The sequence below is a fragment of the Thermus composti genome (assembly GCF_014647535.1).
Classification (GTDB): Bacteria; Deinococcota; Deinococci; order Deinococcales; family Thermaceae; genus Thermus; species Thermus composti.
This window is the reverse complement of the sequence record NZ_BMPJ01000003.1, coordinates 94,854-112,226: the sequence shown is the minus strand read 5'-3', so window position 1 is coordinate 112,226 and position 17,373 is coordinate 94,854. Positions and strand designations below refer to the sequence as shown.

At 68.5% G+C, this 17,373-nt stretch carries 15 protein-coding genes, 1 tRNA gene, 1 pseudogene and 1 riboswitch; of the genes and pseudogenes, 9 read left to right on the top strand and 8 right to left on the bottom strand.

Annotation, left to right across the window (positions count from 1 at the left end):
* Nucleotides 1–15: 15 nt before the first annotated feature.
* The 3 genes from hemL to mnmE are packed head-to-tail and all read left to right on the top strand — an operon-like array spanning nucleotide 16 to nucleotide 3,799.
* Nucleotides 16–1,290 (top strand): glutamate-1-semialdehyde 2,1-aminomutase, encoded by a 1,275-nt coding sequence (gene hemL, locus IEX93_RS02035; protein ID WP_188845912.1) that lies wholly within the window; start codon nucleotides 16–18, stop codon nucleotides 1,288–1,290.
* Between the two features lie 9 nt (nucleotides 1,291–1,299).
* Nucleotides 1,300–2,511, top strand: a complete 1,212-nt coding sequence (locus tag IEX93_RS02030; protein WP_188845911.1) for a potassium/proton antiporter — start codon at nucleotides 1,300–1,302, stop codon at nucleotides 2,509–2,511.
* Nucleotides 2,498–3,799 (top strand): tRNA uridine-5-carboxymethylaminomethyl(34) synthesis GTPase MnmE, encoded by a 1,302-nt coding sequence (gene mnmE, locus IEX93_RS02025; RefSeq protein WP_188845910.1) that lies wholly within the window; start codon nucleotides 2,498–2,500, stop codon nucleotides 3,797–3,799. The genes IEX93_RS02030 and mnmE overlap by 14 nt, the downstream gene beginning before the upstream one ends.
* Before the next feature lies 1 nt (nucleotide 3,800).
* Here mnmE and metX read toward each other — a convergent pair whose 3' ends face one another.
* Nucleotides 3,801–4,943, bottom strand: coding sequence for a homoserine O-acetyltransferase MetX (metX, locus tag IEX93_RS02020; RefSeq protein WP_188845909.1), 1,143 nt, complete (start codon nucleotides 4,941–4,943; stop codon nucleotides 3,801–3,803).
* Nucleotides 4,940–6,205, bottom strand: coding sequence for an O-acetylhomoserine aminocarboxypropyltransferase/cysteine synthase family protein (locus IEX93_RS02015; protein ID WP_188845907.1), 1,266 nt, complete (start codon nucleotides 6,203–6,205; stop codon nucleotides 4,940–4,942). Before IEX93_RS02015 ends, metX begins: the two co-directional genes overlap by 4 nt.
* Before the next feature lie 116 nt (nucleotides 6,206–6,321).
* A riboswitch (SAM riboswitch) is annotated at nucleotides 6,322–6,458 on the bottom strand.
* Nucleotides 6,459–6,573: 115 nt separating this feature from the next.
* Here IEX93_RS02015 and IEX93_RS02010 point away from each other — a divergent pair.
* The 5 genes from IEX93_RS02010 to IEX93_RS01990 all read left to right on the top strand — a co-directional run bounded on the left by IEX93_RS02010 (nucleotide 6,574) and on the right by IEX93_RS01990 (nucleotide 10,836).
* Nucleotides 6,574–6,650 (top strand) — tRNA-Pro (locus IEX93_RS02010).
* A gap of 62 nt (nucleotides 6,651–6,712) precedes the next feature.
* Nucleotides 6,713–8,197, top strand: coding sequence for a Na/Pi cotransporter family protein (locus IEX93_RS02005; protein ID WP_188845905.1), 1,485 nt, complete (start codon nucleotides 6,713–6,715; stop codon nucleotides 8,195–8,197).
* 9 nt (nucleotides 8,198–8,206) lie between these two features.
* On the top strand, nucleotides 8,207–8,722 hold the full coding sequence (locus IEX93_RS02000) for an RsmD family RNA methyltransferase (protein ID WP_188845904.1): 516 nt from the start codon (nucleotides 8,207–8,209) through the stop codon (nucleotides 8,720–8,722).
* The gene (gene coaD, locus IEX93_RS01995; protein ID WP_188845902.1) at nucleotides 8,723–9,223 is read left to right on the top strand and encodes a pantetheine-phosphate adenylyltransferase; all 501 of its coding nucleotides are present in this window, start codon (nucleotides 8,723–8,725) and stop codon (nucleotides 9,221–9,223) included.
* 20 nt (nucleotides 9,224–9,243) lie between these two features.
* Nucleotides 9,244–10,836, top strand: coding sequence for an aldehyde dehydrogenase family protein (locus IEX93_RS01990; protein ID WP_188845900.1), 1,593 nt, complete (start codon nucleotides 9,244–9,246; stop codon nucleotides 10,834–10,836).
* 26 nt (nucleotides 10,837–10,862) lie between these two features.
* Here IEX93_RS01990 and aroH read toward each other — a convergent pair whose 3' ends face one another.
* Nucleotides 10,863–11,231 carry a chorismate mutase gene (gene aroH, locus IEX93_RS01985; RefSeq protein WP_188845898.1) on the bottom strand — a complete coding sequence of 123 codons (369 nt, stop codon included), beginning with the start codon at nucleotides 11,229–11,231 and terminating at the stop codon, nucleotides 10,863–10,865.
* A gap of 68 nt (nucleotides 11,232–11,299) precedes the next feature.
* Between aroH and IEX93_RS01980 the strand changes: the two genes are divergently transcribed.
* Nucleotides 11,300–11,983 (top strand): PIG-L deacetylase family protein, encoded by a 684-nt coding sequence (locus IEX93_RS01980; protein ID WP_188845966.1) that lies wholly within the window; start codon nucleotides 11,300–11,302, stop codon nucleotides 11,981–11,983.
* A 58-nt stretch (nucleotides 11,984–12,041) separates the two neighbouring features.
* Here IEX93_RS01980 and IEX93_RS11425 read toward each other — a convergent pair.
* From IEX93_RS11425 to serS, 5 genes and pseudogenes are all read right to left on the bottom strand, one after another.
* A pseudogene (locus tag IEX93_RS11425) lies at nucleotides 12,042–12,800 on the bottom strand (chloride channel protein); the annotation flags it as partial.
* A gap of 362 nt (nucleotides 12,801–13,162) precedes the next feature.
* Nucleotides 13,163–14,272 (bottom strand): amidohydrolase family protein, encoded by a 1,110-nt coding sequence (locus IEX93_RS01975; RefSeq protein WP_188845896.1) that lies wholly within the window; start codon nucleotides 14,270–14,272, stop codon nucleotides 13,163–13,165.
* On the bottom strand, nucleotides 14,253–15,035 hold the full coding sequence (locus IEX93_RS01970; RefSeq protein WP_188845889.1) for a GNAT family N-acetyltransferase: 783 nt from the start codon (nucleotides 15,033–15,035) through the stop codon (nucleotides 14,253–14,255). The genes IEX93_RS01975 and IEX93_RS01970 overlap by 20 nt, the downstream gene beginning before the upstream one ends.
* Nucleotides 15,008–16,117: an o-succinylbenzoate synthase gene (gene menC / locus IEX93_RS01965; RefSeq protein ID WP_188845887.1), complete on the bottom strand. Its 1,110-nt coding sequence runs from the start codon at nucleotides 16,115–16,117 to the stop codon at nucleotides 15,008–15,010. The genes IEX93_RS01970 and menC overlap by 28 nt, the downstream gene beginning before the upstream one ends.
* Nucleotides 16,108–17,373 (bottom strand): serine--tRNA ligase, encoded by a 1,266-nt coding sequence (serS, locus tag IEX93_RS01960; RefSeq protein ID WP_188845885.1) that lies wholly within the window; start codon nucleotides 17,371–17,373, stop codon nucleotides 16,108–16,110. Before serS ends, menC begins: the two co-directional genes overlap by 10 nt.

The window sequence follows — 17,373 nt, the reverse complement described above, 5'->3', positions numbered from 1 at the left end:
GCTAGAGTGGGGGACATGGAGCGGCCCATCTCCGAGGCCTACTTCCAAGAGGCGAAGCGGCACATCCCGGGCGGGGTCTCTAGCCCGGTGCGGGCCTTCAAGGCGGTGGGGGGCACCCCGCCCTTTCTGGTGCGGGGCGAGGGGGCCTACGTCTTTGACGCCGACGGCAACCGCTACGTGGACTACGTGATGAGCTGGGGACCCCTGATCCTGGGCCACGCCCACCCCAGGGTCCTCGCCCGGGTGCGGGAGACCCTGGAAAAAGGCCTCACCTTCGGGGCGCCAAGCCCCTTGGAGGTGGCCCTGGCGAAAAAGGTCAAGCGGGCCTACCCCGGGGTGGACCTGGTGCGCTTCGTGAACTCGGGGACGGAGGCCACCATGAGCGCCCTCCGCCTTGCCCGGGGGTACACGAATAGGCCCTACATCGTCAAGTTCCGGGGGAACTACCACGGCCACGCGGACGGCCTTTTGGTGGAGGCGGGCTCGGGGGCCCTCACCTTCGGCGTGCCCTCTTCCGCCGGGGTGCCCGAGGAATACGCCAAGCTCACCCTGGTCCTGGACTACAACGACCCCGAGGGGCTTAGGGAGCTTTTGCGAAGCCGGGGCGAGGAGATCGCCGCCATCATCTTTGAGCCGGTGGTGGGAAACGCCGGGGTTCTCCTCCCCACGGAGGACTTCCTAAAGGCCCTCCACGAGGCCAAGGACTACGGCGTCCTCCTCATCGCCGACGAGGTGATGACGGGCTTCCGCCTGGCCTTTGGCGGGGCCACGGAGCGCTTGGGCTTGAAGCCCGACCTCATCACCCTGGGCAAGATCCTGGGCGGGGGGCTTCCCGCCGCCGCCTACGGGGGAAGGCGGGAGGTCATGGAGAAGGTGGCCCCCTTGGGCCCCGTCTACCAGGCGGGGACCCTTTCCGGGAACCCCTTGGCCATGGCGGCGGGGCTTGCCACCCTGGAGATCCTGGAGGAAAACCCCGGCTACTACCGCTACCTCGAGGACCTGGGGGCTAAGCTGGAGGCGGGCCTTAGGGAGGTGCTCTCGCAAAAGGGCGTTCCCCACGCGGTGAACCGCATGGGCTCCATGCTCACCCTCTTCTTCACTGAAGGCCCCGTGGTCACCTTCCAGGACGCCAAGCGCACGGACACGGAGCTTTTCAAGCGCTTCTTCCACGGCCTCTTGGACCGGGGCATTTACTGGCCTCCCTCCAACTTTGAGGCGGCCTTCCTCTCCGTGGCCCACACGGACCTGGAGGTGGAAAAGACCCTAGAGGCGCTGGACGAAGCCCTTTAAAATGGGGGCATGGCCAGCACCTCCGCTGACCTCTTTTTGTTTGGGAGCTCGGTCCTCCTTCTTTTGAGCATTCTCCTGAACCGGGTTTCCCAGCGGTTCGGCATCCCCGCCCTGCTTTTCTTCCTCGCCCTGGGGATGCTGGCCGGGTCTGACGGTCCCGGGGGCATCTACTTTGACGATGCCCGCCTGGCCCAAGGCCTTGGGGTGATGGCCCTGGCCTTCATCCTGTTTTCCGGCGGTTTGGACACGGAGTGGACCCGGGTGCGCCCGGTCTTTTGGCCCGGCATGGTGCTCGCCACCTTGGGGGTCGTCCTCACCTCCTTGCTGGTGGGCCTCTTCGCCAGCCTGGTACTGGGGTTTCCTCCACTTCTGGGGTTCCTGCTCGGGGCCATCCCCTCCTCCACGGATGCGGCCGCCGTGTTCAGCATCCTCCGGGCCCAGGGGGTGCGGCTTAGGGAACGGCTTAAGGCCCTTCTGGAGCTGGAATCGGGAATGAACGACCCCATGGCTGTCCTGCTCACCGTAGGCTTTATCGCCCTCCTCCAGGGCGGGGCCCGGCCGGGGGACCTGGTGTGGATGGGGCTCAAACAGCTGGGCCTGGGCCTGGCCCTAGGGTATGCCCTGGGTCGGGTCATCGCTTGGGCTTGGGACCGATTCGGCTTCCAGTACCGGGGTTTGAGGCTCCTTCTGAGCTTTGCCCTGGTCCTTTTCACCTACGGCTTTACCGCCGTCTTAGGGGGAAGCGGTTTTGTCGCCGTGTACGTGGCGGGGTTGGTGGTGGGCAATGCCTCCTTGAAGCACAAGGACGAGCTCCTCCTCTTCCACGACGGCGTGGCCTGGATCATGCAGGTGGTGATGTTCTTGGTGCTGGGCCTATTGGTCTTCCCCTCCCAGCTTCCCGGGGTGGCCCTTCAGGGGACCCTCGTGGCCCTCTTCCTCATGTTCGTGGCCCGGCCCTTGGCGGTGGCCCTTTGCCTTTTACCCTTTCGGCGGTCGTGGTCCTGGCGGGAGATCCTCCTCGTGGGGTGGGTGGGCCTGAGGGGGGCGGTGCCCATCGTGCTCGCCACCTACCCGCTCCTGGCCGGGGTTCCTGAGGCCCATACCCTCTTTAACCTGGTCTTCTTCATCGTGCTCTTTTCCGTGGCCATTCAGGGGCCCACCTTGGGGCTTGCGGCCCGATGGCTCGGCCTGGAGAAGGAGGCCGAGGATGCGGATTCGTGACCCCATCTGCGCCGTGGCCACGCCCCCCGGGAAGGGGGCCATCGGGGTGGTGCGGCTTTCCGGGGAGGGGGCCTTGGAGGTCGCCGCGAGGGTCTGGCGGGGCAAGGACCCGAGAGGGCTAAAAGGGGGCCACTTCACCTTTGGCGAGGTGGTGGACCCGAAGACGGGAGAGGCCATTGACCAGGCCCTCCTCCTCGTCTTTCGGGCCCCCAGGTCCTACACGGGGGAGGACGCAGCAGAGTTCCACACCCACGGCTCCCCGGCGGTGCTGAGGCGGGTTTTGGAGGTCCTCCTCGAGGCCGGGGCGAGGCTTGCGGGGCCTGGGGAGTTCACCTTCCGGGCCTACCTGAACGGCAAGCTGGACCTGGCCCAGGCGGAGGCGGTCTTGGCCCTCATTGAGGCAGAAGGGGAGCTTGCGAGAAGGCAGGCCCTAAGGGCCTTGGAGGGGGCCCTTTCCCGCCGGATAGCGGCCCTGGAGGAAAGGCTTTTGGACCTCCTCGCCCACATCCAGGCCCTTTTGGACTACCCCGAGGAGGGGGTGGAGCCCTTGGAGGCGGAAAAGGCCATAAGGGAGGTCCTCGCCGAGGTGGAGGCCCTCCTTTCCCAGGCTAAGGCCTCCCGCCTGGCGCAGAAAGGAGCGCGGCTTGCCCTGATCGGGGCTCCCAACGCCGGGAAGAGCTCCCTTTTAAACGCCCTTTTGGGCTACGAGCGGGCCCTTGTTTCCCCCATCCCCGGCACCACCCGGGACTACCTGGAGGCCCCCCTGGAGCTTTTCGGCATCCCCCTGGTGGCGGTGGACACCGCCGGGGTGCGGGAGACGGAGGACCCCGTGGAGCGGATGGGGGTGGAGCGGGCCCTAAGGATCGCCGAGGAAGCCGACCTGGTCCTCTACGTGGTGGACCGCTCGGCTCCCAAGCCCGCCCCGCCCCCCTTGCCCTGGGAGCGGACCCTGAAGGTGGCCACCAAGGCCGACCTCCCCCCGGCCTGGGAGGACCCGGCCTTTATCCCCGTCTCCAGCCTCACGGGAGAAGGCCTGGACCGCCTCAAGGAGGCCCTGAAGGAGGCCCTTTTGGGGAAGGAGGGGGGAGAGGTGCTCCTCACGGAGCGCCAGGCCGAGGCCCTCCTTAAGGCCAAGGAGCGCCTAAAGGAGGCCTTGGGCCTGCCCCAGGACCTCATGGGGCTCGCCTTGGAGGAGGCCCTCGAGGCCCTGGCCTCCCTCAGGGGGGAGGGCCGGGTGGCCGAGGCGGTGGTGGCCCGGGTCTTCCAGAACTTCTGCGTGGGCAAGTAGCCTAGGGCAGGAAGGCCTCGAGGATCTCCTCCACCTGGTCCGTCTCAATGAGGAAGGCGTCGTGCCCGTGGGGGCTTTTGATCTCCCGGTAGCGCCCCCCCGCCAGCCGGGCCGCCTGGCGCACCTCCCAGGCGGGGTAGAGGAGGTCGGTGTCTATGCCCACGAAGAGGGAGGGGATCCCCCGGAGCCGCTTCAGGGCCTCCTCCACCCCGCCCCGGCCCCGGCCCACGTCGTGGGTGTCCATGGCCCGGGAGAGGACCAGGTAGCTTTCCGCGTGGAAGCGCTTTAGGAACTTCTCCCCCTGGTAGTCCAGGTAGCTTTCCCCAAGCGCGGGCTCGGCCCCCCAGCGGGCCTCAAACCCCTCGGGGGCCCGGTAGCTCATCATGGCGATGCCCCGGGCCAGGGCCATCCCTTTGGGGGCGGGGTTCCCCTTTTGGTACTCCGGGTCTTGGAGGATGGCCTGGCGGGCCAGGTGGTTGAAGGCCCTGGCCCAAGGCCCGTGCCGGGCGGGGGCCGCCAGGACCACGAGCTTCTTCACCCTCTCCGGGTACATGAGGGCGAACTCCAAGGCCACCATCCCCCCGAGGCTTCCCCCGATGACGGTGGCCCTTTCCACCCCCAGGTGGTCCAAAAGCCTCGCCTGGGCCCGGGCCAGGTCCCGGATGGTGAGGGGAGGGAAGTCCCGGCCGTAGGGCCTGCCCGTGCGGGGGTCTAGGGAAAGGGGGCCGGTGGAGCCGTAGCAGCTTCCCAGGTGGTTGGCGGAGACCACGTAGTAGAGGGCGGGGTCCAGGATCCGCCCGGGGCCCACCAAGCTATCCCACCATCCCTCCTTCCCGAAGGCCTGTTCTAAGGGGGAGAGGCTTTGGAAGGTCTCCTCGTCGTAGGTGCCCGCCAGGTGGGCGCTTCCCGTGAGGGCGTGGAAGACGAGGACGGCGTTGTCCCGCCTGCGGGAAAGCCGCCCGTAGGTCTCAAAGCGGAGGCGCACCTCGGGGAGATACCCCCCAAGCTCCGTGTAAAACCCCTCCCGCCGGGGGAAGAGAACAGCGGTGCGGGGCTTGGGCGGGGGGATGGAGAGGGGGGAGCGGGGGGGTTTGAGGAGGAGGGCCTCGTGCTCCCCCCAGGCCTCGAGGGTGATCTCCCTCATGCCAGGGCCTCCCGGATCTCCTCTTTTAGGTCCTCCACGTGCTCCAGGCCCACGCTAAGCCGCACCATCTCCGGGGAGACCCCGGCCAGGGCCTGCTCCTCGGGGGAGAGCTGGGAGTGGGTGGTGGAGGCGGGGTGGATGGCGAGGGTGCGGGTGTCCCCCACGTTGGCCAGGTGGGAAATGAGCTTGAGCCGGGAGATGAAGCGCTTGGCCGCCTCGTACCCCCCCTTGAGGCCGAAGGTGAGGACGGCCCCCGGCTTCCCCTTGAAGTACTTCTGGGCCCGGGCGTGGTGGGGGTGGTGGGGAAGCCCGGGGTAGTTCACCCAGGCCACCTGGGGCTGTTCCAGGAGCCAGTGGGCCAGGTGCAGGGTGTTTTCCACGTGGCGCTCGGCCCTCAAGGAGAGGGTTTCCATGCCCAGAAGGACCACCCAGGCCTCAAAGGGCCCCAGGGCCTGCCCCTGGTCCCGGAGGCCGTCCACCCGGGCCTTGACGATAAAGGCCAGCTCCCCGAAGGCCTCGGTGAGCCTGAGGCCGTGGTAGCCGGGCTGGGGCTCGGTGAGAAGGGGGTAGCGGCCGTTTTCCCAGGGGAAGTTCCCCCCGTCCACGATGGCCCCGGCGATCACCGCCCCGTGCCCTCCCACCCACTTGGTGAGGGAGTGGGTGACGAGGGCGGCCCCCCACTCCAGGGGCCTTAGGAGGTAGCCCCCCATGCCGAAGGTGTTGTCCACGATGAGGGCCACCCCCTTTTCCCGGGCGGCCTGGGCCAGGGCCTCGAGGTCCGGGATGTTGAGGGCGGGGTTCCCGATGGACTCCACCCACCAGGCCCGGGTCCTCTCGTCGGTGAGGGCCAGAAACTCCTCGGGGGCCTCCTCCCGGGAGGTGAAGCGCACCTCAATCCCAAGCCTCTTCAGGGTCACCTTGAACTGGTTGAAGGTGCCCCCGTAGAGGTTGGGGGTGGAGACGATGTTGTCCCCCGCCTGGGCCAAGGTGGTGAGGGCCAGGAACTGGGCGGCGTGGCCGCTTGCGGTGGCCAGGGCCGCCTTGCCTCCTTCCAGGGCCGCCAGGCGCTTTTCCAGCACGTCCACCGTGGGGTTCATGATGCGGGAGTAGATGTTCCCGAACTCCTTGAGGGCGAAGAGGTTAGCGGCGTGCTCGGGGCTTTGGAAGACGTAGCTGGTGGTGGGGTAGATGGGAACCTGGCGGCTTAGGGTGGTGGGCTCAGGGGTGTAACCGGCGTGGAGCTGCAGGGTCTCAAACCGCATCTTTGGCCTCCTTTCCAAGTCCCGGCCTGGGGCGCTTGGAAGGGGCCGTAAAAAGCCCCTTCCCGGCAAGACCGTTCTCTCGCCAAGAAGGGGTTGGGCGTGGCGCTTACCCCCCTCTCTTATCGTCCCCGGGTGTTTCCCCCACCCGGGCCGGCGTTGGCACCAGCCCCGCCCGCATCCGGCCATGAAACGGAAGGGACGGGAGGTTGCCGCGGCTTCGCAGGGCCGTACCCTCCACCGCTCTGGATAAGAGAACGGGCTGGTTTTCGCCGCGCCCCGGCGCGGTTGGGAACTAGTGTAGGGAAGACCGGGGGCTTCGTCAACCCCTTTGACCTTTGGCGCAACTTGCCCTATACTGGCTTCCGCTACGGGGAGTAGCGCAGCCCGGTAGCGCACCTCGTTCGGGACGAGGGGGTCGCTGGTTCAAATCCAGTCTCCCCGACCAGGTTCGCGCGCAAGCGCGCCTAGGGGCCGGCCGAAAGGCCGGCTTTTCCGTATACTTCGGGCGTGGGTTTTGCGGCGGGGCTGGCCCTTTTGCTTTTGGGGCTTCACCTGGTGGGGGAGGGGCTTTCCGCCCTGAAGGCGAGGCGCCACCTCCTCTCCTTTGCCCTTTCCCGGCCCTGGGGCGTCCTTCTTTGGGGGTTTCTCTTGGGGCTTGTCTCGGGGAGCGGCACGGGGTTTTCCCTCCTGGCCCTGGGGCTTTTGGAAAGCGGGGTGGTGGGCCTGGGGCAGGCGGCCCTGCTCTCCTTAGCCGCCACTGCCGGGGCCACCCTCTGGGTGGGGGTGGTGGCCCTGGCCCGGGAGGGGGTGGCGGAGGCCCTTTTGGTCTTGGGGCTTCCATGGCTCCTTTTTCCCCGTCTGCGCCGGGTGGGGCTCTTCCTCATGGGGCTTGGCCTCCTTTTTTGGGGTTTCCTCCGAATGGGTCAGGGTCTAGAGGGCGTGGCCCCCCTTCTCGCCCTCCTAGGGCCCCACCCCCTGGGGCTTTTCGCGGTGGGGCTCCTGCTGGGCTTTTTCCTGGGCACCGCCAACGGGGTGGCGGCCTTGGCCTTGGCCTTGGTCCCGGCCTTGGGCCTGGAGGGGGGGATGGCCCTGGGGGCCGGGGTCGGGGTCTCGGGAGTGCTTCTGATCGCCTACGCCTCGGGGCGGCGGGAGGCCTTGCCCTTGGGCGTGGCCCTTTTCCTGCATCGCTTCCTCTTGGCCTGGCCCTTCCTCTTCCTCTTGCCCTGGCTTGCTCCTTTGGGGGTGGTGGGGTTTCACCTTCTCGTTCACCTGGTCTTCGCCCTGGGCTTCCTCCCTTTGGCGGAGGGGTACGGGCGCCTCGTGGAGCGGCTTTTCCCCAAGCGGGGCGTGGCGCCTAAATACCTGTCCCGGGAGGCTTTGGAAACCCCAGGCCTCGCCTTCGCCCTGGTGCAGCGGGAGCTGGCCCGGGTGGCGGACGCGGTGCGGGGCATGCTTTCCCAGGCGGTGCGGGTTCTGGCCCAGGAGGAGGGGGGTGAGGGGGAGCTTGCCCCCTTGGAGGAGAAGGTGGACCGCCTCACCCGGGAGGTGGTCCTCTACACCGCCGAGCTTTCCACCCGCACCCAGGACGAGCGGGCGGTGCGCTTCTTCGTCATGGCCTCGGAGCTGGAGCACCTCGGGGACTTGGTGCGGCGGGTGGTGCGCCAGGCGGAAAAGCTTTGGGCCCAGGGCCTCACCTTTAGCCCCGAGGGCAAGGAGGACCTCCTGGAGGCCGCCCGGGGGGTGCTCCGGCGGATGGAGCTCCTTTCGGCGGCTTTGGGCACGGGGGAGAAGGCCTTGGCGGAGGAGGTCATCAGGGGTTCCGAGGCCTTCGCCGCCTTCCTGAACCGGCTTCGCCGGGCCCACCTGGCCCGCCTCGAGGGGGGGCGGCCTGAGTCCCGGGCCACCACCTTGGCCCATTTGGACCTCCTCCTCACCCTAGAGGAGATGGCCTCAGGGATAGAGAGGCTTTGCCGGCTGGTCCTGGAGCTTTAAGCTAAGGGCGTGTTGCGGATCCTGGGCGGCAAGGCCAAGGGGGTTCCCCTGAAGGTGCCCGCCTCGGCCCGGCCTTCCCCCGTGCGGCTCAGGAAGGCCCTCTTTGACTACCTACGCCTCCGCTACCCCGCCAAGGGGCGTTTTCTGGACCTCTACGCCGGGAGCGGGGCGGTGGGCCTCGAGGCGGCCAGCGAGGGCTGGCAGACCACCTTGGTGGACAAGGACCCGGAGGCGGTCCGCCTCCTGCGGGAAAACGCCCGGCGGGCCGGGCTTGCCGTGCGCATCGTGCCCTTGCCGGTGGAGGTCTTCCTGCCCGAGGCCAGGGCCAAGGGGGAGCGCTACACCGTGGCCTTCATGGCCCCGCCCTACGCCCTGGACCTGGCCCAGGCCTTCCAGGCCCTTCTGGAAAGCGGCCTGGTGGAGAAGGGGGGGCTTTACATCCTCCAGCACCCCAAGGACCTCTACTTCCCCTTGGGCGAGCGGAGAGTCTACGGGGAAAACGCCCTCACCCTGGTGGAGGTGTGAATGCACGTGGTCTATCCGGGAAGCTTTGACCCCCTCACCAACGGCCACCTGGACGTGATCCAGCGGGCGAGCCGCCTCTTTGACAAGGTGACGGTGGCCGTCCTGGAGAACCCTAGCAAGCGGGGCAACTACCTCTTCACCGCCGAGGAGCGCCTCCAGATCATCCGCGAGGCCACGGCCCACCTCAAGAACGTGGAGGCCGCCACCTTCTCGGGCCTTCTGGTGGACTTCGTGAAAAAGGTGGGGGCCCAGGCCATCGTGAAGGGCCTGCGGGCGGTCTCGGACTATGAATACGAGCTCCAGATGGCCCACCTGAACCGCCAGCTCCTCCCAGGCCTGGAGACCCTCTTCATCCTCTCCGCCACCCGCTACTCCTTCGTCTCCAGCACCATGGTCAAGGAGATCGCCCGCTACGGCGGGGATGTCTCCAAGCTGGTCCCCCCCGCCACCCTCCGCGCCCTCAAGGCCAAGTTCGGCGAGAGGGGGCCCATGGGCGGGTAGAATGCCCCTGGGAGGTCCCCATGAAGGCGTTTCCTGGTAAGTACGGGAACACCCTGGAGTTCGGCCACCTGGTGGGTGGGGAGGAGGTCCTCGAGGGCCCGGTTTGGGAAAGGCGAAACCCCTCGGACCGGGAGGACGTGGTGGCCCGCTTCCCCGAGGCTTCCAAGGAGCGGGTGCGCCAGGCGGCCCTCGTGGCCCGGGAGGCCTTCGCCGAGTGGAGCCGGACCCCGGCGCCCGTGCGGGGCCAGGTCCTCTTCAACTTGGTGAAGATCCTGGAGCGGGAAAAGCCCACCCTTACCCGCCTCATGGTGCGGGAGGTGGGCAAGACCCCCAAGGAGGCGGCGGGGGACGTGCAGGAGGCCATAGACACCGCCCTTTTCTTCGCCTCGGAGGGCCGAAGGCTCTACGGCCAGACCGTCCCCAGCGAGATGCGGGACAAGGAGCTTTTCACCTTCCGCAGGCCCTTGGGGGTGGTGGGGGTCATCACCGCCGGGAACTTCCCCATCGCCGTTCCCAGCTGGAAGCTCATCCCCGCCGTGCTCACGGGGAACACCATTGTGTGGAAGCCTTCCGAGGACGCCCCCACCCTCGCCTTCGTCTTCGCCAAGCTCTTTGAGGAGGCGGGCCTGCCCCCGGGCGTGCTCAACGTGGTCTTCGGCGGGGGAAAGGGCTCCACGGGAGAGTGGATGGTGGAGCTCATGGACGAGGGCCTCTTCCAGAAGTTCGCCTTCACCGGCTCCACCCAGGTGGGGCGCTGGATCGGGGAGGTGGCGGGGCGGAACCTCCTAAGGCCCACCCTGGAGCTTGGGGGCAAGAACCCCCTGGTGGTCATGCGGGACGCCGATTTGGACCTCGCTGTGGAGGGGGCCTGGTGGAGCGCCTTCGCCACCGGGGGGCAGCGGTGCACCTCGGCGGGGAACATCCTGGTGGACGCCCCCATCTACGAGGAGTTTAAGAAGCGCTTCCTGGAAAGGGTGGAGGCCACCCGGGTGGGCAACCCCCTCCTTCACCCCGAGGTCACCTACGGGCCCTTCATCAACGAGCGCTTCTTCACCCGCTGGCAGGAGCACTACCGGGTGGGGGAGGCGGAAGGGGCAAAGCTCCTCTTCGGCCGGGGCCGGATCACCCGGGAAAACCCCTACCCCCACTTCCTGGGGGACCCCGAGGCCGGGCTTTACGGCTGGCCCACGGTCTGGGAGGCGGCCCCTGGGATGCGCCTTTTCCAGGAGGAGATCTTCGGGCCCACGGTCAACCTGGTGAAGGTGGACGGGATAGAGGAGGCCATCGCCGTGGCCAACAGCACCCCTTATGGCCTATCCAGCGCCATCTACACCAACCACCGCCACTGGGCCTACCTCTTCAAGGTGGGGATCCGCGCCGGGATGACCAGCGTGAACAACGCCACCGTGGGGGCCGAGGCCCACCTCCCCTTCGGTGGGGTGAAGGCCAGCGGCAACGGGGGGCGGGAGTCGGGGATCTGGGTGATTGAGGAGTACACCTACTGGCAGGCGGTGAACGAGGAGTACTCGGGCCGCCTCCAGCTCGCCCAGATGGACACCGCCTACGTGGCCCCCAAGGCGCCCACCCCTTGGGGCGAGGTCTTGGGGCTTTAAGTACCCCACCGGGGGGCCCCCCTTAGCTACTGGGCGCTCTCCAGGTCGGGCCGGAGCCGCACCGCCTCCCTGAGGTAGACGTGGCGCACCTTCTCCTGGGGGGTGTCGGTGTTCCAAAGGGCCAGGACCCGGATCACCCGGGGAAGGCTTCCCGGCACCGGCACCTCCCGGGCGGAGAGGAGGGGCACCCGGTGCATGCCGATCTGCCGGGCGGCCTCGGCGGGAAAGGCGGAGGTGAGGTCCTCGGTGACGGTGAAGATGATGGCGGCGAGCTCCTCGTAGCTTTGGATGCCGTTTGCCTCCAGCATCCTAAGGAGGAGTTCCCGGGTGGCCTGGTGGATGGCCTCTGGGGTGTCCTCCTCCACGGTGATGGCGCCACGGATGCCCCGGACCATAGTTAGCCCCCATGCTAAGGGGTTTTTCCCTGGGGGGCAAGGCGGATAGACTGGCTTCCATGAACCTGATGGCGGTGTTCGCCCACCCCGACGACGAGATCGGGGCCGCGGGGACTCTGGCCCTCCACGCCCGACGGGGAGACCGGGTGATGCTGGTCTGGATGACCAAGGGGGAGCTTGCCAGCCAGTTCGGGGATGCGCCCGAGGCGGAGGTGGCCCGGGTGCGGGAGGGGCACGGGGCCCACGTGGCGGGGCTCATCGGGGCCGAGTACCGCTTCCTCCCCTTCCGGGACACCCACCTCACCGGGGGGAGGGAGGAGGCGCTGGCCCTGGCCCGGCTCATGGCCGAGTTCCAGCCCGATGCGGTGCTCACCTGGGACCCCTTGGACGTCCACCCGGACCACCGGGCCACCCACCAGGCGGTGCTTTCCGCCCTGAAGCTTTGCCGCATCCCCAAGCTGGTGGGGAAGGCCCACCGGAGGCCCGTGCGCCTCTTCCACTACCCCCGCAAGGACCTCCCCCGCCCCTGGGTCTACGTGGACACCAGCGAGACGCAGGGGGTGGCCGAGGCGGTCTTCGGCTTCTACCGGGACTTTTACCGCTGGCCCTTCACCCTGGAGGAGTTTCGGGCCCGGAGGCGTCTTCTGGGCCTGGAGGCGGGGACGCGCTTTGCGGAGGCCTTTCAGATGGAGGGGGCTTTTGCCCTTCCAGGGCTTCCCGTGCTTCCTCCAGAGGATCGGCGCCCGGGGTAAGGGCGTAGGCTAGGAAGACGGCGGGGAGGACCAAAGGAAGGGCGCCGTAGCCCCCCCACTCCGCTGCCAGGGCCAAGGCGGCGAAGGGGGCCCGGGCGGTGCCCGCCAGGAGGGCGGCCCCGGCGGCCAGGGCCCCGGCCTCCGGGGAAAGGCCCAAGGGGAGGAGCCGGGCCAGAAGGACCCCGAGAAGCCCCCCGAGGACCAGGGCGGGGGTGTAGGGGGCCCCGTAGGCCCGCACCCCCAGGGCCAGGACGAGGAGGAGAAACTTGGCCAAAAGGAGGAGGCCCAAGGCCTTGGGGGTGAGGAGGGGGGTGAGGGCCACGGCCAGCCACCCCACCCCGGGGCCTAGGGCCTCGGGCAGGAAGAGGAGGCTTGCCGCAAGGCCAAGGCCCAAGAGCCCGTGGCGCAGGTAGTGGGGCAGGTGGCCCAGGGCTCCCCTGAGGAGCCTTGCCCCTTCTATCCACAAGGCGCCCAGCCCGGCGGCGAGGAGGCCGAGGAGCATCCCGGGAAGAAAGGCCTTTAGGTCCGCCTCCACCGGCAGGGGCACCAGGGGGGCGTAGCCCAGGAGGGCCCCGTAGACGGCGAAGCCCGCCAGGGCCCCGAGGAGGGCGGGGGTGAGGGCCTTGGCCTCCAGGTAAAGCCCCCGGTAGAGGACCTCCGTGGCCAGAAGGGCCCCCGCCACGGGGGCGTGGAGGGCGGCTCCAAGCCCGGCGGCGAGCCCGGCGAAGGCCAGCCCCCCGCCCACCCGGGGAAACCTCCGGTCCAGAGCCTCCCCCAGCCAAAGCCCGAGAAGCCCCATGGGCCCTTCCCGGCCCATAGGGGAGTAAAGGGCCAGTTGCAAAAGGCTTCCCAGGAGGGCCCGGAGGGGGGCGAGGGGGGGAGGGGCTTTTCCTTCCCGGGCCAGGAGGAGAAAGGCGGTAAGCCCAAGCCCGCTTCCCAGGAAGCTCACCCCTCCGTAAAGCAGGGGGAGGAGGAGGGCCAAGGCCCAAGGGGAAGGCCCCAGGAAGGCCTGGGCCAGACCCCCTTCCCCCGGGGCCTCCGGGGGGAGGTAGCCGAAGGCCTTCCCGAGGCCTTCCCCCAAAGCTTTGAGGGAAAGCCCGAAGAGGGCGGCCCCTCCGCCGGCCAAGGCCCCGGTGAAGAGGCTGTAGAGGATCAGAGGGCCTGGGCTCCTCTCCTGCATCAGAGGGAGTGTACCAAAGCCGCGGGCGTCCCCCGGGTGAGCCTAGGCGTGGGGAGGCCCAGGGCCCGGTATCCTCCCCGGGTGAGGGCCCGGACCAGGAGGCGGGGGTCGGCCTTCTCCCAGAGGAAAAGGGCCTCCTGGCGCACGTCCAGGTCGGGGCTTGAGCCCCGGGAGTCGGTGCCTAGGGCGAGCTCCACCCCGTGTTTGGCGTAGAGGGCGAGGGGGGCCTCCCCCACCTCCAAGGAAGCGTTGGAGCGGGGGCAGAGGACCACCTTGGTGCCGGTCTCGGCGAGGAGCCCCACCTCCTCCTCGTCCACCTGGACTCCATGGACCAAAAGGGTGGTGGGGCCCAAGACCCCGAGGGCGTGGAGGTGGCGGATGGGGGTGGTGCCCGGGGGGGTCCAGGGGGTCTTGGCGAAGCGCCCGTACACCTCCCGCAAGGGGCCTTCCCCCCGGGCGAGGAAGGCCACCTCCTCGAGGCTTTCCGCCCCGTGGACCATGAGGGGGATCCCCTCGGCCTTGGCCCATTGAGCGAGCTTCTTTAGGAGAGGGGGGCTAACGGAGTAAGGGGCGTGGGGGGAAAGCCCCACCTTCACCCTGCCCTCCCGCCTCCGCCAGGCCTCCACCTTCCGCCGCACCGCGGCGAAGGTTACCTCCGCCAGGGAGGGCTCCGGGGCGAAGACCTCGTAGAAGGCCACCCCGGGGAGGGGGCTTTCCTCCAGGAGGAAGTCCATCACCTCGTCCTTGAAGACGATGTCGGCGAAGGCCCCCGCCCCGGAGGCCACAAGCTCCTCAAGGCCCTTTTTCGCCCCCTCGAGGCCCCGCCTTTCCCGGTGGGCCACCACGTGGTGGAGGAAGCCCGGGAAGGGCCCCCGGTAGCGGGGAAGGAGGCTTAGGTCCAGATGGGTGTGGGCGTTCACCGGGGGCGGGAAAAGGGCCTTCCCTTTGTGGACCACCTCCGCCTCGGGGAAGCGGGCCCTTAGCTCCAAGAGGCTTCCCACCCCCACCACGAACCCCCCCTGCACCGCCAGGGCCCCCCGGAGCATGGGGGTGCCGAAGCCGGCGTAGACCACCTCGGCGGTCCAGAGCTCAGTCCTTAGCCAGGACATAGCGGTTGGGGTGGCGGAGGAAGTCCACCGCCACATAGCCCCGGGCGAAGTAGTGGGAAAGGACCAGGCGGCTATGCTCCCGCCACTTCAGGGCGAGGGCGGGGTCTTCCCGGAGGATCCTCCCCCAGTCCTCAGGGATCTGGAAGAGGAGCCTGGGGGCCTCGAGGCCAAGCCTTTCCTCCACCGGCACCTCTTCCTCCACCCGGTTCACCTGGGGGAGGCCCGCCACCTGGGGCTCGGGCGGGGGGGCGTAGAGCCGGGCGTAGACCCTTTCCGAAAGGAGGTCCCACTCGGCGAGGAGCCGGTCCGAGGGGGCCCCGGCGTTGATCCCGGTCATGGGGCCGTAGAGGTCGGGGAGGTAGGTCCTGGCCGTGGCCCCGAGCTTCCGCAGGTTGAAGTTGGCGTTCGCCCCCCGCATGGGGTCAAAGGTCCAGACCACCTTGCGGATCCCTCGGGCCAGGCACCAGTCCCTCTGGAAGCGCTTGAGGAGGAGGGCCGCCCCCGTGCCCCTGTAGGCCTCCAGGACCCCCAGCATGTGGGAGTGGTGAAGGGCGGGGTCCCTCGTGGGGAAGCCGAAGACGAAGCCCACCATTCTTCCCCCCACGAAGGCCCCGGCCACAAGCCCCCCCTCATCCTGGACGGCCACGAGGAGGCCCCGCGGCACCAGGTCGCTTTCCGCGCGCCCCCAGACCTCCCGCTGGAGGTCCACCACCCTTTCCATCTCCTCCCAGCCCCTTAGCTCGCGGACATGTACCTCTGCCATAGGGTGATCCGCTCCACGAAGGGAAGCTTCAGGTGGACCCCGATGCCCGCTCCCTCCGGCACGGGCATGAGGCCGTCCTTGGCCTCCAGGGCCTCTTCCACGATGTCCTCCTCCCAGTAGCGGCTCGCCGAGCTCACGTCCCCGGGCTTGGTGAAGCCGGGGAGGGTGGCCAGGTGGAGGTTGTGGGCCCTCCCCACCCCCGCCTCCAGCATCCCCCCCATCCAGAGGGGAATCCCGGCGCTTTGGGCTAGGGCGTGCACCCTTAGGCTTTCCCCGTGCCCCCCAAGCCGGGCGGGCTTGATGTTGAAGACGAGGCCCGCCTTGAGCTCTATGGCCTTCCTCGCCTTCTCCGCCGAGGTGAGGCTTTCGTCCAGGCAGATGGGGGTGGCAAGCTCTCGCTGAAGCCTGGCGTGGTCCAGGAGGTCGTCGTAGGCGAGGGGTTGCTCTATGTAGTCCAGGCGGAGTTCGTCCAGGCGCTTAAGCCGGGGAAGGTGGGCGAGGCTATAGGCGCTGTTGGCGTCGGCGGTGAGGGTGGCCTCGGGGAAGGCCTGGCGCACCGCCTTCAGGACCTCGTAGTCCCAGCCCGGCTTGATCTTGAGCTTGATGCGGCGGTACCCCTCCTTGAGGTGCTTCTCCACCACCCTTAGGGTGTCCTCCACCGAGGGCTGGATCCCCAGGGAAACCCCCACCTCCACCGCCCTTCTTACCCCCCCCAGGACCTGCCAGAGGGGCTTCCCCAAGGCCTTGGCCCAGAGGTCAAAGAAGGCCATCTCCAGAACCGCCTTGGCCATGGGGTTGCCCCGGAAAGGGCGGAGGGCCTCCCATAGGGCCTCGGGGTTGGGGAGGTCTTGGCCCAGGACCTGGGGCAGGAAGACCTCTTCCAGGAGGTACCTGGCTCCTATGACCGTCTCTTCCCGGTAGAGGGGAAGGCGCTCCATCACCCCTTCCCCGAGGCCCTCTAGCCCTTCCCCGAAAAGCCTGAGGAGGAGGATGGTTCTTTTGGTCTGCACCCCGAAGCTCGTCTCAAAGCGGAACTTCAGGGGAAGCTCCAGGAGCCTAAGCTCTGCCGCCTCTATTCGCACGGTTCCAGCACCTCCTTGCCCATGTAGGGAATAAGGGCTTCGGGTATGCGCACCCGGCCGTCGGGGAGCTGGTGGTTTTCCAAAAGCATGGCCAAGATGCGGGGAGTGGCCAGGGCGGTGTTGTTCAGGGTGTAGGCGTACCGGACCCGGCCTTCGGGGTCGCGGTAGCGGAGGTTGGCCCGCCGGGCCTGCCAGTCCAGAAGGGCCGAGCAGGAGTGGGTCTCCCGGTAGCGCTCCTCCGAGGGAAGGTAGACCTCGAGGTCCACCTGCCGCCACTTCCCCGGGCCCATGTCCCCTGTAGCCACCTCCACCAGGCGGTAGGGGAGCTCTAGAAGCCTCAGGATCTCCTCGGCGTTTTCCAAAAGTTCCTGGAAGGCCTGGTCGGAGGCCTCGAGGCTCGCCTCCGTCAGCACGTACTGCTCCACCTTGTGGAACTGGTGGACCCGCATGAGCCCCCGCACGTCCCGCCCGAAGCTTCCCGCCTCGGAGCGGAAGGCGGGGGCGTAGCCGGCGTAGCGCAGGGGAAGGGCCTCGTGGGGGAGGATCTCCCCGGAGTGGAGGGCGTTTAGGACCACCTCGGCGGTGCCCGTGAGGTAGAGGTCAGTCTCGGCGATGGCCCAGACCTGGTCGCGGTAAGCGGGGAAGTGGCCGGTGCCCACGAAGGCCTTCTCCCGGGCGTAGGAGGGGAGGGTCATGGGAAGGAAGCCCCGCTTCGCCATGAAGTCCATGGCGAAGCGAATAAGGGCCAGCTCGTAAAGGGCGAGGTCCCCCCTTAGGGCGTAGGAGCGGCTCCCCGAGACCTGGCTGATCCTAGGCTCCCACCAGCCGTTTTTCTCCATGAGGGCCACGTGGTCCAAAGGGGGGAAGGAAAACGCAGGGGGGGTCCCCACCCTTTTGATCTCCCGGTTCGCCTCCTCGCCCCCCACAGGGGCCCCGGGCCATGGGGGGAGGGGGATCTGGAGGAGGAGGTCCATGAGCCTGGCCTCCTTCTCCCTTAGGGCCTCTTCCACCCGCTTGGCCTCCTCGGCCAGGGCCTTGCCCCGGGCGATCAAGGCTTCCTTCTCCTCCGGGGGGGCCTTCGGGACCCGCTTGGCTACCTGGTTGCGCTCGGTCTGGAGCTCCTGCAGGCGCTTTTTCAGGTCCTGGACCTCCCGGTCCAGAGCGAGGAGGGCTTCCAGGTCCAGCGCCACCCCTTTTTCCCGGATGGCCCGGTGGAAGACCTCGGGCTCCTGGCGCAGGCGTTTGAGGTCCACCAT